The organism is Mycoplasma sp. 1654_15 (assembly GCF_012516495.1).
GTDB lineage: Bacteria > Bacillota_I > Bacilli_A > Mycoplasmatales > Metamycoplasmataceae > Mesomycoplasma.
Window position 1 is genome coordinate 336,900 of record NZ_CP051214.1, and the last position, 16,849, is coordinate 353,748.

Annotated in this window: 9 protein-coding genes; 8 read left to right on the plus strand and 1 reads right to left on the minus strand. The window is 27.2% G+C overall.

The features are described 5' to 3' along the window. The 5 genes from uvrA (at position 1) to HF996_RS01530 (ending at position 11,230) form a co-directional block, all read left to right on the plus strand. Positions 1–2,868, plus strand: coding sequence for an excinuclease ABC subunit UvrA (uvrA, locus tag HF996_RS01510; RefSeq protein WP_168910318.1), 2,868 nt, complete (start codon positions 1–3; stop codon positions 2,866–2,868). A 27-nt stretch (positions 2,869–2,895) separates the two neighbouring features. Then, on the plus strand, positions 2,896–3,918 hold the full coding sequence (locus HF996_RS01515; protein ID WP_168910319.1) for a prolipoprotein diacylglyceryl transferase: 1,023 nt from the start codon (positions 2,896–2,898) through the stop codon (positions 3,916–3,918). A gap of 58 nt (positions 3,919–3,976) precedes the next feature. Next, positions 3,977–4,912 carry an NAD(P)/FAD-dependent oxidoreductase gene (locus tag HF996_RS01520; RefSeq protein WP_334199184.1) on the plus strand — a complete coding sequence of 312 codons (936 nt, stop codon included), beginning with the start codon at positions 3,977–3,979 and terminating at the stop codon, positions 4,910–4,912. 168 nt (positions 4,913–5,080) lie between these two features. Then, a complete protein-coding gene (locus HF996_RS01525) occupies positions 5,081–8,185 on the plus strand; it encodes a P97 family adhesin (protein WP_168910321.1) in 3,105 nt (1,034 codons plus the stop codon). 45 nt (positions 8,186–8,230) lie between these two features. Next, positions 8,231–11,230, plus strand: a complete 3,000-nt coding sequence (locus HF996_RS01530; RefSeq protein WP_168910322.1) for a P110/LppT family adhesin N-terminal domain — start codon at positions 8,231–8,233, stop codon at positions 11,228–11,230. 49 nt (positions 11,231–11,279) lie between these two features. On the opposite strand, the gene HF996_RS01535 is transcribed toward HF996_RS01530, so the two are convergent. Then, a complete protein-coding gene (locus HF996_RS01535) occupies positions 11,280–12,488 on the minus strand; it encodes a phosphoglycerate kinase (RefSeq protein WP_168910323.1) in 1,209 nt (402 codons plus the stop codon). A gap of 267 nt (positions 12,489–12,755) precedes the next feature. Between HF996_RS01535 and HF996_RS01540 the strand changes: the two genes are divergently transcribed. The 3 genes from HF996_RS01540 (at position 12,756) to mgtE (ending at position 16,812) form a co-directional block, all read left to right on the plus strand. Beyond that, a complete protein-coding gene (locus tag HF996_RS01540) occupies positions 12,756–14,621 on the plus strand; it encodes a hypothetical protein (RefSeq protein ID WP_168910324.1) in 1,866 nt (621 codons plus the stop codon). A 100-nt stretch (positions 14,622–14,721) separates the two neighbouring features. Continuing rightward, the gene (locus HF996_RS01545; protein WP_168910325.1) at positions 14,722–15,315 is read left to right on the plus strand and encodes a diadenylate cyclase; all 594 of its coding nucleotides are present in this window, start codon (positions 14,722–14,724) and stop codon (positions 15,313–15,315) included. 18 nt (positions 15,316–15,333) lie between these two features. After that, positions 15,334–16,812, plus strand: a complete 1,479-nt coding sequence (mgtE, locus tag HF996_RS01550) for a magnesium transporter (RefSeq protein ID WP_168910326.1) — start codon at positions 15,334–15,336, stop codon at positions 16,810–16,812. The last annotated feature ends 37 nt before the right edge of the window (positions 16,813–16,849 follow it).

Sequence of the window (16,849 nt, forward strand, 5' to 3'; positions counted from 1 at the left end):
ATGAAAAAAGATACACATAATTTTATTTATGTTCAAGGTGCAAGAGAAAATAATTTAAAAAATATCGATGTTATAATTCCTAAAAATAAGTTAGTGGTTCTCACAGGTGTCTCAGGTTCTGGTAAGTCTTCTTTAGCTTTTAACACAATTTATGAAGAAGGAAAAAGAAGATATGTTGATTCTCTAAGTTCATATGCTAGACAGTTTTTAGGTGGAACTAAAAAACCTAATGTAGATTCAATTTATGGACTAATGCCCACTATTTCAATTGAACAAAAAACAACGCATAACAATCCAAGATCTACAGTTAGTACTGTAACTGAAATTTATGATTACTTTCGATTATTGTACGCCAAGATAGGAAAAGCTTTTTGTCCTAATCATAAAAAAGAAATAAAAGCTTGAAAAAGTTTAGATATTTTAGATTTTATCTTCAATTTTGAAGCAAATACAAAAATTTTAATTTTAGCTCCTATAATACAAAAACAAAAAGGTAGCTTTGACGAATTAACAAATAAGCTTCGAAATGAAGGATTTTCAAGAATTAAAGTAAACGAAGATATTTATTCTTTGGATGAAGAAATCAAGTGAAACAAAAACATTTTTTACAACATAGATATAGTTGTTGACAGAATCGTTGTTTCAGATACGCTATCAAAAGCAAGTGTAAGTGCTGCTATCGAAACTGCTTTTGAATACTCAAAAGGTTTAGTGAAAATAGAAGCAGTAAATAAAGAATCTAGAATTTTTTCTAAATTTCATTCCTGCCCAGAAGGTGATTTTAATGTTCCTGCTATAGAAAACAAGCTTTTTTCCTTTAATTCTCCTTATGGAATGTGTCAATCTTGTCAAGGAATAGGTGTAAAATTAAAAGCAGATTTTAACCTTGTAGTACCTAATAAAAAATTAAGCATTAATCAAGGTGCAATTACCTATTTTGGAAGTTCAGTTAATACAAAATCAATGGAATGACAAGAATTTGATGTTTTATTAAACTATTATGACATCGATAAATCAGTTCCTATTTCTTCATTAACAAGTGAAGAATTAAAAATTATCAAATATGGAACAAAAGAATCGCTACAGTATTCAATAATGTCTGAATCTGGAAAACTTTATCACAGAGATAGAGAAATTGAAGGAATTTTAACTAGAATTGAAAATAAATATTTAGAAACTTCAAGTGAAGAACTAAGAAATTGATATAAAAAATTTATGTCAGAATTAGATTGTGAACAATGTAAAGGCGCTAGATTAAATAATTACGCACTAGCTATCAAAATAAACGGTTTAAATATTTATGAATTATGTGCTTTTCCAATTTCTAAAATTTACGACTTTATCAATAATTTAAATTTAAATGATTTTGATTATGAAGTATCCAAAAATATCATTAATGAAGTAAAACATAGACTTAAATTTTTAATAGATGTAGGATTAGATTATTTATCTTTAAATAGAAAGGCAGAAACTCTTTCAGGTGGAGAATCTCAAAGAATTAAACTAGCTACTCAAATTGGTTCAAATTTAACAGGAATTTTGTATGTCTTAGATGAACCCTCAATCGGTTTACATCAAAAAGATAATCAAAGATTAATTGATTCGCTTAAGAAAATGGTTGACATAGGAAATACTTTGTTAGTTGTAGAACACGATGAAGAAACTATCTTATCAGCAGATCATATTATAGACATCGGACCTTTTGCAGGCTCAAATGGTGGTAAGCTCATTTCGCAAGGAAGTTTAGAGCAAATCCTTCAAAATAAAGACTCAATTACTTCTCAGTATCTATCAGGAACAAAAGAAATTAAAATTCCTTCAAAAAGAAGAGCGGGCAAGTCACAATTCATAGTAATCGAAGGTGCTAAAGAGAACAATTTAAAGAATTTAAAAGTAGAATTTCCTCTTGGTAAGTTCATAGCTGTAACAGGTGTTTCAGGTTCTGGTAAATCAACATTAGTAAATGAAATTTTAGTAAAAGCAATCACAAAACAGCTAACAAATCCAAATATAAGAGTAGGAAAATATAGTCAAATTAAAGGTGTTTTTAATTTAGATAAAATAATTTCAGTTTCGCAATCACCGATCGGTAGAACACCAAGATCTAATCCAGCTACATATACTTCTGTTTTCGATGATATTAGAGACGTTTTTGCTTCAGTAGAAGAAGCAAGAGCTAGGGGTTATCAAAAAGGTCATTTTTCTTTTAATTTAGCCATCGGACGTTGTGATAAATGTCAAGGAGATGGTTCGATTAAAATTGAAATGCATTTTTTACCAGATGTTTATGTAGTTTGTGACCACTGTAATGGTAAAAGATATAAAGAAGAAATTTTAGAAATAAAATATAGAACAAAATCCATAGCAGATGTTTTAGATATGACTGTTGAAGAAGCTTCAATTTTCTTCGCACAACGTTCAAAAATCAAGGATAAATTGCAAACTTTATTAGATGTTGGGCTAAACTATATTAAGCTTGGACAATCAGCAACTACACTTTCAGGTGGTGAAGCACAAAGGGTTAAATTAGCTACATATTTACAAAAAAAACCTACAGGAAAAACGCTTTATGTTTTAGATGAACCTACTACTGGATTGCACACTTATGATGTTGATAATTTATTAAGGGTTTTAAATAGAATCGTTGATCATGGTGATACAGTTTTAGTAATCGAGCATAATTTAGATGTTATAAAAATAGCTGATTACATAATCGATTTAGGTCCAGAAGGCGGAGAAAACGGAGGTTATGTAGTAGCTACTGGAACCCCTGAAGCTGTAGCTGAAAATCCAAATTCATACACTGGAAAATACTTAAAATTTATTTTAGAAAAAAATAATAGTTCTAAAAAAGAAGAAAAAGTATAAAATATAAGTTTAAAGAAAGGACAAAATATGGAAACAGCACAATATAAAATTCCAGAAGACTTAATTGGTGCAAGAGCCTTTAGAGAAGGTGAAGCGTTTTATATATTTCCAAATTGACTTCCAGTTTATTCATTTACTATTGTTGTGGGAATGATAGTTTCTATTTTGACTATATTTTTCTTCTGAAAAAGAGAAAAATACAAAATTGACCACCTTTTAACTTTGGTCATAATTACAATTCCTACTTCAATTATCGGAGCTCGTTTAGGTTTTATTTTTGAACGTTTAGCTGATCATGATCCAACAATTTCTCAAACTTGGTGAGATATTCGATCAGGAGGTTTATCTATTCAGTGGGCAGTTATTGTACCAACAATTTGTGATCTTCTTTATATATACAAAAAACGAATTGATATAGACTATAGAAAAGCATTTTCCTTTATTTTACCAGCAGTTTTAATTGGTCAAGCTATTGGACGTTGAGGAAATTTTACAAATCATGAGGTCTATGGAAAAATTGATTATACCGGAGCATATGTTGATTGATTAGGTCCATTAATTAGAAAAAATATGTTCATTTCTGACAAAGTAAATGAAGCTGGTGCCCTTAGAGTTCCTTTGTTTTTCTATGAGTTTTTAACTTCTTTAATTGGTTATATTCTAATTGTTTGAGTTTTAAATTTATTTGGTTGATTAAAGCCAGGAGCAACAGGTTCTTTATATATTATGTACTATGGAATAGTTAGAGCATCAATGGAAGACTTACGTCAAGAAGCTTTTGCAATTTATTTAGTTCTTGCTATTTTATCAATTATTTTAGGATTAATTTTATTTATAAGGTTCCAATTTTTCGCAAATTACTATATAAAAGTAGGAAAAACTCAAAATCCAGAACATAAAAAAATATTTTCTTTAGGTACATATATTCACATTATGAAATTTGTAAGATATCAAAAATCTAAAGAAAAATACTTCAAAATTCCTTTTACAAGATGAAATAGAATTGCAACAATCCAAAGATTAGAAATTCAAAACTTACAAAAAAATTAATAAAAATTCGCTTTAAAAATACAAAAATTTAAAGCGAGTTTTTATTTAAGTAATAAAATTATACAAAGGAGAAAATATGGAAACAAAAAAATATGACGTTTTAATAATCGGTGCAGGTCCTGCAGGAATGACAACTGCTTTGTATGCTGCAAGAGGAAATTTAAAAGTAGCACTTTTAGAAAAAGGAGCACCTGGAGGAAAATTAGTCTCACAATCTAAAATAGAAAACTGACCTGGAGATGAAATGATTCAAGGAGCAGATTTAGCCCTTAGAATGTACAAACACGTATTGAAATTTGGTGTTGAACATAATTATTGTGAAGTTAAAGATGTAATTTCAAATTCTGAATTTTCTAAACAGGTTATTTGTGAAGATGGAAGCCAATATGAAGCAAAAGCAGTAGTAATAGCTTCAGGTATGGTGGAAAGAAAACCTTTAGATATCAAAAATTTACTTGATTTTGAACACAGAGGAGTTTCTTATTGTGTAGTTTGTGATGGACCTTTTTATGGACATAATCCAGCTATAGTAATAGGAGGAGGAAACTCAGCAGTAGAAGAATCAGCGTTTTTATCTTCAATTGCTTCCAAAGTTAGTGTTTTTGTACGTGATAATCAATTTAATGCAGAGCCTATAATGATTGAAGAGCTTAAATCAAAAGAGAATGTTGAAATTTTCTTTAATTCAAAAGTTTTGGAACTTAAAGGAAAAGACTTTTTAGAAGAAGCAGTAGTTGATATAAATGGTACAATTAAAACTATCAAAGCACATTCTTTATTTCCTTATATAGGCTTTCTTCCTGCAACAAGTTTTTTAACTAAATTAGATATTTTAGATCAAACAAAATTAATTCCAGTAGACAAATTTGGAGAAACAAGAGTTAAAGGAATTTACGCTGTAGGAGACGTTGTTCAAAAAGAAATTCGGCAAATAGCAACCGCAGCTTCTGATGGAGCTATAGTAGGAAAAATTCTAACTAATAGACTTAAATAATTTTTAAAATTCCTTCATTTTTAAAGCAAAAATTAACTAAATATTTTTGCTTTTTATTTTTTTATCAACAAAAAGATATACTAAATTTTATGCAAAAATAACATTAGAGTTTATAATTTAATAATACTTTTTACTAAGAGGTTCAAAATTGAATTTCAAAGGAATAATATGACAAAGAAAAATAAGAAAAAAAAGTTACTATTAACCTTATTCATTTCTTTTGGTTTTATAGCTTCGTTTTCTTTAATTGTGGGTTTATCTTCACTCACAAGATATAAAGCAATAAATCCAATTGAACAAGTACAAAAAGAAGCTCGTAAAATCACAGGAGTTACATTTAATCCTGATGCATTTAAGTTACTTTCTAGCTATGAAGTAATAAGAGATGAACTTTTTGAAAAAGAAAATGATGAATACAGATTAAAAAAGAATATTAATTTTGAAGAAAAACTTAATTTTTATGAAGTTATAAATCAAAAAAGTGAATTGATTCGCTCCTTTCCTAAAGATATTAAATTAGTTTTTGATTTAATAGAACCTCTCGATGGTACACAAGAATTTAAGATTTTGTTTCATTTTCAGCAATCTATTAATAACCAAATATTTAATTCTGAAATTAAACAGGTTAATCTAGCAGTAAAAAATCAAAAAGAATTTTTAATCAACTCATTTATTTCTGAAGTTTTAAAATCTTTTACTCCAGGAGAAAAGTCAGACCTACATGATAATAAACCTGAAGATATTTTTGACATAAACGGAATTAGAATCAATCCAATCGAGGCTAAAAAATCACCATCACTTACTTTGGTTGATGATTTTAATTCAGAGATTAAGAAAATTAGAACTGTCAATGATTTTCTAAGAATTTTAAATCAATATTTTAATTTAAATGAAGTCATAAATTCACTAAATAAACCAATTAGCTATAAAGATAAAGAAATTACACCTTTTAAATTAGAATTTGTAAAAGACACAGAAAATCAAGAAAGTTTTATTACTGAAAATCCAGATCACAAAGGTATTTATAATTTTTATTTAAAAATTTCTTTTGCTGATTCATTTAAAGAATTCATAGCAAATGAAGAAGATAAAAACTTTTCTAAAACACTTGTTTTAACGCTAGCTAAAGATGTTTTTGGTACAGAATCTTTCTTTATTAAACCTAATAAATTATTTGACTTTGTTTCAATGAAAAACATTGATTATAAAAAAGTTCCTAAAACTGATGCAACAATACTTTCAAATTATGATATTTTAAGCTTTCAAAATTTCTTAATGGCTGAAGATAATTCAACATCTAATTTAAGTGATTGAACTTTCCAACAAAAAGCCTATGTAAATAACAAAGAAAAATTATTTTCTAAATTCTTAGAACAAAAAATTAATGGTTTTTTAAATTCAAAATTAGAGTTAAATTTTGCTAACTTTTTTGATGCAGATTATAAAAACAGCTTTCATTTTGAACTAAAAAATAACATTGTAGCAAAACAAGATGCAAAAGGAATTTACTTAAATATTCCTTACAAGATTATTATAAATTCTGCTTATAGAAAAAATGAAGAAGTAGAAACAATTATTGCTAAGGACTATAATTTAGAACTTAGAGGTTTTAAAGATGGAGGTTTATTAGTAAGTCTTTATAACAAATATATTCAAGATTGAAATTTTAAACTTCCAGAAAATGACACTCCAATTCTTCCTAATTTAGAAATTTTAAATGCTTTATTTTCTTCAGTTAATGATTTAAATAGTTCAAATTTTGTTGTTGAACCTTCAATAACTAACAAAATAAGCAAAGAAATTCATCCTCTTGAGCCAATGTCAGGTGAATTTTTAAAACAATTAATTAACCTAAATAAAACTGATGAATTAGTAAAAGCTTTGCAAGATAAAAAATATTTTGGTTTAAGTTTTTCAGAGTTAGATTATTTGAATAACATTCAATCAAAATATAATCTCCCTTCTTTAGAACAAATAAGAAAAAGTTCTATTAAAATGGATTTAGCTAAAAACTACACTTCAAATTTTGATATTGTAGGTACTTTAGATATTTTTAAAAACAAAGCTGAAGTAGGAAGTTTCTTTGCTCTTTTATTAAAAGAAAAACCAGATATTGTAAAAGAATATTTAGAAGTAATTTTTAACAAATTTGCTTCATTTTTAAAGCAAAATTCACAAAACAGCTCTGAATCTAATGTTAAAATTAATAATTTTAATTTAACTAATTCTACAGTCAATGACGATTCATTTGATTCTAATTTTACAATTAAGCCAATTACAAAATTTAGTTATTCCAAATATATTCAATCTCAATTAGCTACTATGTTTTACCAATATTTAGCAAAAATTGATACTAATTTCAAAAACTTAAGTACTAAAAATTTAGATAATTCTTATTTTTCAGATCTTTCAAGTTCTACTTATAGTGTATCTAATAGTCAAATTATTTCTAATGGGATAACCTATAGACATAATAATGCCGAAACAAAACAAGTATTTTTAAAAGATAAAATAAATTTACAAGAAAAAACTTATTCCTTTAATAATAAATTAATAAATTCTTTAGATGAATTTTTATTAAGCTTTTATTTTGTTGCTGGATTAAAGCAAAACTACAAAGGTTTTGATAATTTAGCAAAAGGATGAAAAACTAAAATACATTTTGAACTCTTACCAAGTGATTTATCTAAGTTTAACAATTCTGATCATTTAAATTTAGCTTATTGATATGATTTTTACTTACCAATTAGCGATTCTGACTTAGGTACTCCTATTTTTAGAACTCCAAAAATTGCTATGTCACTAAAGATTTCTAATGAAAATATTGTAGATTTTAAGCAAAAAATAAGACTAAATGAGCTAAGCTCAAATTTACCAGCTACAGCTTTAAGAACTACACTTGCAACTGTTTATGTAACATACATGACTCCATATGGTTTTCCTTCGACCAAAAAAGCCGATAAACAATTAGATGATAATGATATAACACAAAGATTTGGAGCTTCAGATTTAAATTCTGAACAAACAGCAAAAGCATTTGAAGAACTTTTTGGACATCCTGAACTAGTAAGATTACAAGCTTATTTAAACAATGCTAAGTTTATTTATAAAGCAAATTCTAATTTCAAAAGTCGTTTTAATCCACAAACAAGAATATTGTATTTTTATTTAATTTCAGATAATAACCAAATTCAGTCAAAACCATTTTCTATTGTAATAACTTCAATACCTAAACCCAAAGTTAGTGCAACAACAGCAGAAGAATCAAAATAACTCAAGAAAGAAGAAAAATAATTACTAATTTAAGTAGGTAAAATAATGACAAAAAAATCTAAAATAGTTTTATGAAGTTTTTTAGGTGGAATATTTTTCCTTTTTACAGCTACTGCTTCTGTTTTAGTAGCTACTAATTCAAAAAGAAAAAGTTTTCAATCTTTACTAAATCAAAGACATAGTGAACCAACAGGACTTTCAGAGCAAAATAATGCAGATCAGTTAAGCGCTAGAGACTTTGAAAAAGTCGTTTCAGGCTTTAAATTAAAGCCAGAATTTTCAAATTTAACTGCAGAAACTGTTTATTCCTTGCTACAAGATCCTAGTTATTCTTTTAATATTTTAGACATAATTGACACAGATAATAAACTTGATCTAGCTTTTGAAGTTAAATTAAATAATTCTAGTGATGAAACACAACAGACTAAAGTAGAAAATAATACTATTAAAAACTTAATCATATTAGCATATAAAAATAAAACTTATAGCGAACAGAATTTACAAGACAAACCTATTTTTGTTTATCAAACTAACTTTACTTTAAAAGGTTTTAAAGAAGATTCAAAAACAGCAAATAAAACTCAAAATGCTTCAAAATCAAGTACTTTCGCATCAAATACTCAAGCAGAACTAAACAAAGAACAAGAAGAAAAAGATAGTAAATTTTTAGATTTCAATATTTCATTTTTAGATTCTTATTTTAGTGTTAATGAAAATTTTAGTAATTTATTACCTTCAGATTTTTTAAAAAAATTAGAAGAAATATATACAAAACAAAAAGATACTATAAATAATTCTTCATTTGGTTTGATTACTCTATTAGGAAAATTTAAATTACTAAATTCTTTATTAGATCCTATTGTTTTAAAGCCAAATCAAAAACTTCTTTTTTCAGTTAATAGTTTAAAAAATCACAGTTACATAATTAATGATCGAGAAGGAAAACTTTTATTAGAATTTAATTTAGAACAAGATAAGAAAATAATTAATACAATTTTTCTAGAGATTAGAGGTTTAAATTCAATAAAAGATTTAACCCAAGAAATAAAAAAAGACTTATCTATATTTCCGAATGCTTATAAATTTTATAATAAATTTGACATAAATAATGTTCAAGATTTTAGTTTAAAAGAAAAATTACAAACTAAATTAGAAGCTAAATATTATGACAAAAAATCTAAAAAAATAAAATACGACACAAACTTAATTGCTCCTTCAGAACTTGTAAAAAATCAAGAAGATTTAAAGGATTTCCTACAATTTAATACAAATAATATTAGAAGAATATCTTCTGCTTATGAAGTTAGTTTTGAACCAATTTTCATAGAAAATAGAACAGAATCTGAAAAAGAAACTATTAAAAATTTAGCAAATTATGAAGGAAAAGTTCGCGCAGATTTAAATATAATGTTTAAAAACAAATCAAATAACATAACTTATTCTTCAATAATTAAAGATGTTGATTTTAAATTATTTAATAATCAATTTGATAATTATTTAAAACTTGAATACGATGCTCAACTGGCACAATTACACAATTCAGACAATGTTTTTTATATTAAACCTGAAAATAAATTCATGTTAATTTCAGACATTTTAAGAGGTTTAAATACAGTAATTCCTTCTTATTATAAAAATATAAGTAATAGTAATCAAGATAGATGAGATAAAGATTCACAGTTTTATTCATATTCTTTTAAAGAGCTTTTAAGATTAAACGACTCAAATAAAATTAGTATAATATTTAAGTTTATAGAAAATTATTTTAACAATCTTTTATTAGATGATCATTTAAATTCTAGTTCACGAAAACCAGGTTATATTATTAAAGAGCTTCTTAGAAAAGTAAATAATACTAAAAGTAATCCATTGCCTAAAACCTTTTCACCTACTAAGGTTAATTTTGATTTAAGATTCGATTCTGTTGCACAAGAATTAATCATTAGTTTTGTAATGTCTCCAGAAGCAGATGGCTATGAAGAAGAAGCAAAATCAAGACAAATCATAATAAAAGGCTTTGCTAAACCAAATTTACTTGATCAAATTAAAAATAATTATTTACCTACAGTATTTTTAGATGCTTCTAATTCTGAAAAAATACCAGCTGTGATAGAAAAGTCAAACTTAGGTTTTAATTTATCACCAGAACTAAAAAAACATTTAGAAAATCATTTGTTTGAATTTAAAAATATTTCTTCTTCTGCTACAGACTCAGTTTCTTACTCAAGCGTTGATACACAACACAAAACATATTTTGTAAACTCAGATGTTTTATCAGGAATAATTTTAAATAATTCAGGTTTAAAAATTAATAGTATTAAGTCTGATTCACCTGAAGAAATTCAACAAGGATCAACAATTAAAAATGGTTCAATTTTCTTCACATTCCAACTTTTAGACACTATAAATGATAATGAAAAACACTATATTTTAAGTTCTTTAAAAGATTCAAAATTAGGAGAAGTGGCTTTATTTATAAAAAAATTAGATAAGGATAAAACAAAAGATTTTAGCGATCAACCAAGTTTTGTTTTAGGCTTAGAATACAAAAATATTTCGACAAATTCTACAGATACAAATAATGATAAAATCAATGAATCAATAGTTGCTGTGATTTCTTCTGATAAAAAAACAGAGGTAAAACCAATTACATTAGATTCTAATTCTGCAGTAGATAAATCACATTTAAATATTAGCGTTTTAGATAGTAACAAAAACTTTTCAAATGTGTTCTTTGCAAATGCTTTAAGTACAATAATTTTGCAAATTAAAGTTAATAATACTCAAGAAAATTCTTCATTAGAATTTGAATTAAGAACCAAAGCAAATAAAGATAATGTTTATAGATCAGTACTTAAAACAGATAATAAAGATACAAAAATAAAGGCTTTATTTAATCGTGGAATTGACTTTGCAGTAATTGGTTCGAATTCTGTGGATCAAAAAAGTTCTATTTTGTTTAAATCCTTATTAGTTTTTGAACATATAAATCAACAAGATTCAGAGCAAATATCAAGAATATTATCAGAGCAATATTTAAAATAAAACAACAAAAAAACCTTGAAAAATCAAGGTTTTTTTGTTGTTATTTACTTTATTTTTCTTGAATTGGATGTAAACCAACAAGATCAGCTTTTTCAATGAAAGTAATAGAAGCTCCACCACCAGTTGAAATATGACTAAAACTATCTTGTAAATTATTTGCCTCAACTGCTGCAACTGAATCACCACCACCAATAACTGTATATGCATTTTCTAATTTACTAATTTCTTTAGCTAACTCTTCAGTTCCTCATTTAAAATTACTAAATTCTGCAACTCCTAATGTTCCATTTCATAAAACTGTATGAGCGCCTTTTAGTTGATTTTTGAACAATCTTAGTGTTCATGGTCCTATATCTAATCCTTCAGCATTTTCTAAAATTTGAAGAGGAAATCTAGGATTATAAAGTCTTTCAGTGTCTTTAAATTCATACGCCATAGCATTATCGATTGGTAAAATAATTTTATCTCAGTATTTAGCTAATAACTCTTTAGCTAGTTCTATTTTGTCATCTTCAACAATAGAAATTCCAATCTCAAATCCCAAAGCTTTTTTAAATGTATATGACATTCCTCCAGCAATAAAAACTTTGTCTGCTTTTTCTAATAAAGAAGAAATAATTCCGATTTTGTCAGAAATTTTTGCTCCTCCAACTATAGCAACAAATGGTCTTTTTGGTTGATCAATTAATTTTGAAAGAGCTTTTAGTTCAGTTTCTACTAAATAACCAATAGCTGATTCTTTAATATGTTGTGCAATTCCAACATTTGAAGCATGTTCTCTATGCAATGTACCAAAAGCATCGTTAATAAATACATCTCCCAGTGAAGCTCAGTATTTTCCTAACTCTGGATCATTTTTGGATTCTGCTTTGTTGTTTAAATCTTCGAATCTTGTATTTTCTACTAATAAAACCTCTCCAGCTTTGAGGCTACTAATAGCTTCTTCTAATTCAACTCCTCTAGTTGTAGGAACAAAAATTATTTCTTGACCCAATTCGTTTGCTAATTCTTCTGCAACTATTCTCAAGGATTTTTTTGCTAAATCTTCTTGAGATTTTACTCTTCCGAGGTGAGAAAATAAAATTACTTTTCCACCCTCATTTATTATTTTTCTTATAGTAGGCAAAGTAGATTTAATTCTTTTAGTTGAAGTAATTTGACCATTTTGTATTGGAACATTGTAGTCAACACGTACTAAAACTTTTTTATCTTTTAGAACTAAATCATCAATATTTTTCTTGTTTAAAAAACTTTGCATAGTGTTTAGGTTCTCCTTTGATTTTTTTCGATTTGTAATTATATATGAGAAGAAAAGAAAAAAGATAATTTTTCTTCTAAAATTATATATATTTGTACAAAATTCCTTCTTTTTCTTCATTTTTAACCAAAAGAAGGAAGAAATGAAGAAAAATAAAGCAAAACAAAGAAAAATAAATAATTTTTTTGCTTTTTTTCTTTACAAATTCCTATAAAATATGATTAATAACTTATTGTAAGCTATATACTTAACAAACAGGAGAAAATTATGGTATTAAAATTTTACTGTACAACCATTTGTGCTAAAGAACCACAGGAAAATGGTGAGCCAAATTGTACATATAGATTAAGATATGCAAAAAAAGTTCATGGTATTTATAATAATTTTCATGATATTGTAGTTTTAATTAACTCATTCAATACACCAGCAAGGCTTTGAGTTAGAGAAGACAATAATTTCAGAAGAGTTCTTAGATTTCCACTGAATATAGACAAATTAACTACTGAAGAAAGATCAGAGTTCTACAATGATGTTTTTTCAGATAAAAAAGAACTTTCTACTTCTATTGAGTTAGCTGAAGAACAATTCCAAGAATTAGCTGAAAAAAACAAAGAAAGAACACTAGAATTAGCTAAAATTGTTTCATTAGAAAAAATTCAAGAACTTCAAGAAGATACAGAATCTATCATTGAAACTACAGAAGCTGAAGAAGAAATTCACGAAGAAGAATGCGAAATCTGTAGAGCAGCAGCTCAAGGAAAAGAGCCAGATCTTGAAGAAGAAGTTGTGGAAGAGGAAGTTGTTGTTGAAGAACCAGTTGAAGAACCTCTAATTAGCAATAAAGATTGTGAAAATTGCCAAGCATTAAATGAAGAAGAACCAGTTGAAGAATTTGGTGAATTTAACTGTGAAAGTTGCGAGTCATTAAATGAAGAAGAACAAATTTATATTGAAGAGCCAGTTCAAGAAGAATTTGTTGAGGAAGAAGCAACTTTTGAAGAACCTTTAGAATTAACTCAATTAGAAGAAGATCATTTTGAAACTGTTCATCTAGAAGAAGAATTTTGTTTAGCTTGTCAACACATTGCTTCATGTGAAATATGTCAAAGATTGGAAGAACATGAAGTTCTTTATAAATTAAAAGATGGAACTGTTATTAACTTACTAGAACAACACGTAGTTGAACCAGAAGAAGAACAACAAGAAGAAACTGACTGTGGTTGTGAATCAAAAACAACTGAAGAAGCTTGTGCATGTGAAGAATGTAAATGTGATGAATCAGAAGAAAATTGTGGTTGCACAGATGAAGATAAAGCTTGTTTAGATTGTTCAGAATGTGAAGAATGTAAATTTGATGAATCAGAAGAAAATTGTGGTTGCACAGATGAAGAAAACAAAACTTGCCAAGTTACTACTGTTTCTGATGAAGAGATTCACTGTGAACTATGTGAATTAGAAAACACAGAACTAGAAGACTTAGAACCAAGATTATTTGAAGATTTCGAAAATGAACAAGTAGAACACATTGAAATTGAACATGTTCAAGATAATGAATCCTGATGTCATGATGAATGATGTAGAGAAATCGTTGAACAAGCAGAAAAACCTGAACACACATTATCTTGTGGTTGCGACTTTGATTACAACGCTAACCCACTTGTTGTAGAACACACACACGAAGAATTACATCATTTTGAAGAAGAACAACCAACAGAAGACTTACATGTTCACAAATTAGTAGAAAATGAAGGACAAGCTGAAGTTTTAATCCAAACTGAAACTCCAGATAATAGAGTATTTAATACAACTTCAACAGGAACTTGTCCAGTAGGAAAAACAACAGAATGTTCACAATTACAAGAAGGTGGTTGCCTAAGTTGTGGATGTGGACATCTATTCTTAGTGTCAAACGATCAATTAGCAGCTGAAGTTCAAAGAAGAAACTTACCAATGGTTCTTGACCCACAATCTTCAGAATCATATTTAAGTTCTAGAACAGATTCAGAACAAGAATATAAAGTTAGTTGATGATCAAATAAAAACTTAATTCTTTGATTCTTGGTATGATTCTTACTAGCTGGTGTAGTGGTTCTTATAGTTCTTGTATTTGTATTTTACGCTCGTGTACAATAATAAAAACAAATAAGCTTACAATTAATATTTTAAAAGATACTTTTTTAAGTATCTTTTATTTTTTTTGTTAAAATATAATACATTAAAAGAAGGTGTAGTTATGTCTCAGAATTATGAAATTGCAATTTTAACATTACTGATTATCTTTTTTTTGTTGTTTGTAGCAAAACAACTATTTTTTCTTATTAAAAAAATACCTTCGAAAAGAACGAAATTTGAAGAGCTTTCGAATTCGACCCAAAAGCGTTTGGTTCACGAAATCACTACAGCTGTTAAATACTTATCAGCAACCAACACCGGAGCTATTATTACTATAGAAAATAAAGTAGCAATTGATAATTTAAGAACTGATGGAATTAAAATTGATGCAAATATTTCTTCTTCACTTATTCTTGCTATTTTTAACAAACAATCACCATTACACGATGGCGCAATAGTCATTAGAGATAATAAAATAATTTATGCCTCTACGTTTTTTAAACTAACGCAAAAATCCGTTCCAAGTAAATATGGATCAAGACATAGAGCAGCTTTAGGTATCTCAGAACAATCTGATTCAACAACAATAATTGTTTCAGAAGAAAGAGGAGAAATAGGGATAAGTCAAAAAGGAAAAATCGAGCCAGTATCTTTTGATAATTTTGCTCGTAAACTTGAAGCTATCCTTAAAAATCACAACATTATTAGTACATAAATAAATTAAGGAGCAGTTATGACACTTTTAGAACTAATTCGGAATAAAGACATTAACGCAGTTAGGCAATACGCAAATCAGGTCACTGCTGCTCAACTTGCAGAAGAAGTTTCAGAATTTTCTTTATATGAAAGATCTATGTTTTTTCGTATGCTCACAACAGAAACTGCTGCTGAAGTTTTTTCTTATTTTTCATTAGAAATTCAAGAAGAATTAATCTCAGGTTTACCAGATGAGCAAATGAATGCATTGCTTGAAGAATTATATACAGACGAAATCGCCGACCTTATCGAAGAAGTTCCAGATAATGTTGCAAAAAAGATATTAAAAAACGTTGATAAAAACACCAGAAATACTATTAATTTACTTTTAAAATACACAGATGAACAAATTGGTTCAATTATGTCTGTTGACATCGTTTATCTTAATGAAAATTTGACTTCAAAACAAGCTTTAGATAAAATCAGAAACTATAAAGATGAAGCAGAGTTAGTTCATTATTACTATGTTGTTAACTATCAAAAACAAATTGTTGGTGCAATTACTTTAGAAGATATTGTATTTTCTGATCAAAACAAACTTGTAAAAGATATTTGCTTTGCAACTCCGATTGTGAAAACTACAGATTTAAAAGAAAAAGTTGCCCACCACTTTGCTGAAAATGATTTTTCTGTTTTACCTGTGGTTAATTCAAAAGATAGACTAGTTGGTATGATAACAGCAGATGACATAATCGATATTGTTCAAGAAGAAGCAACAGAAGATGTGTATAAACTTGCTGGAATTTCTTCAAAAGAAATAGAAGATTCTTATATAAAAACTACCACATTACAGATAGTAAAATCAAGGATTTTTTGATTAATTATTTTAATGTTAGGTTCTACTTTATCTCAAGTTATAATTCAGTTTTTTACCGATTCTATTGCAGAAAATCAACGCCTTAAAATATTAGGTTTATCAATTTTTATTAGCACTATTGTTTCGATAATTCCTGTTATTTCAGGAGCTGCAGGAAACGCAGGTTCTCAATCTGCAACTACCATTGTACGAGCTATTTCATTATCAGAAATTGAACGTAAAAATTTCTTTAAGCAAGTGTTTTTAAAAGAATTAGCTGTTGGTAGCATAATAGGCTCAATTTTAATGGTTGTAAACTTTATTAGGTTAATAATTTATTTTACAATCAGCAAGGACCTTTTCAATACAGAATTAGCGCACTATGAAGTTGCAACTAACGATCATACAATTATGATAAAACACGTACAAAATGGCTTAACTCAAAGAGATTATATTTTAATTATTTCAGCAGCTGCTTCTTTTTCTTTGTTTTTAGTAATAATTTTTTCAAAAATATTAGGTTCATCAATTCCTTTACTTGCACAGATTCTTAAAAGAGATCCAGCAGTTATGTCTGCACCAATTTTAGCTACTTTAACAGATTCTATTTCAACATTTATTTTTTTCGGAATCACTATATTAGTTTTTATACTTATTTAACTTTCATTTAGTCTCTATTTATCTATCTTTAATTTTG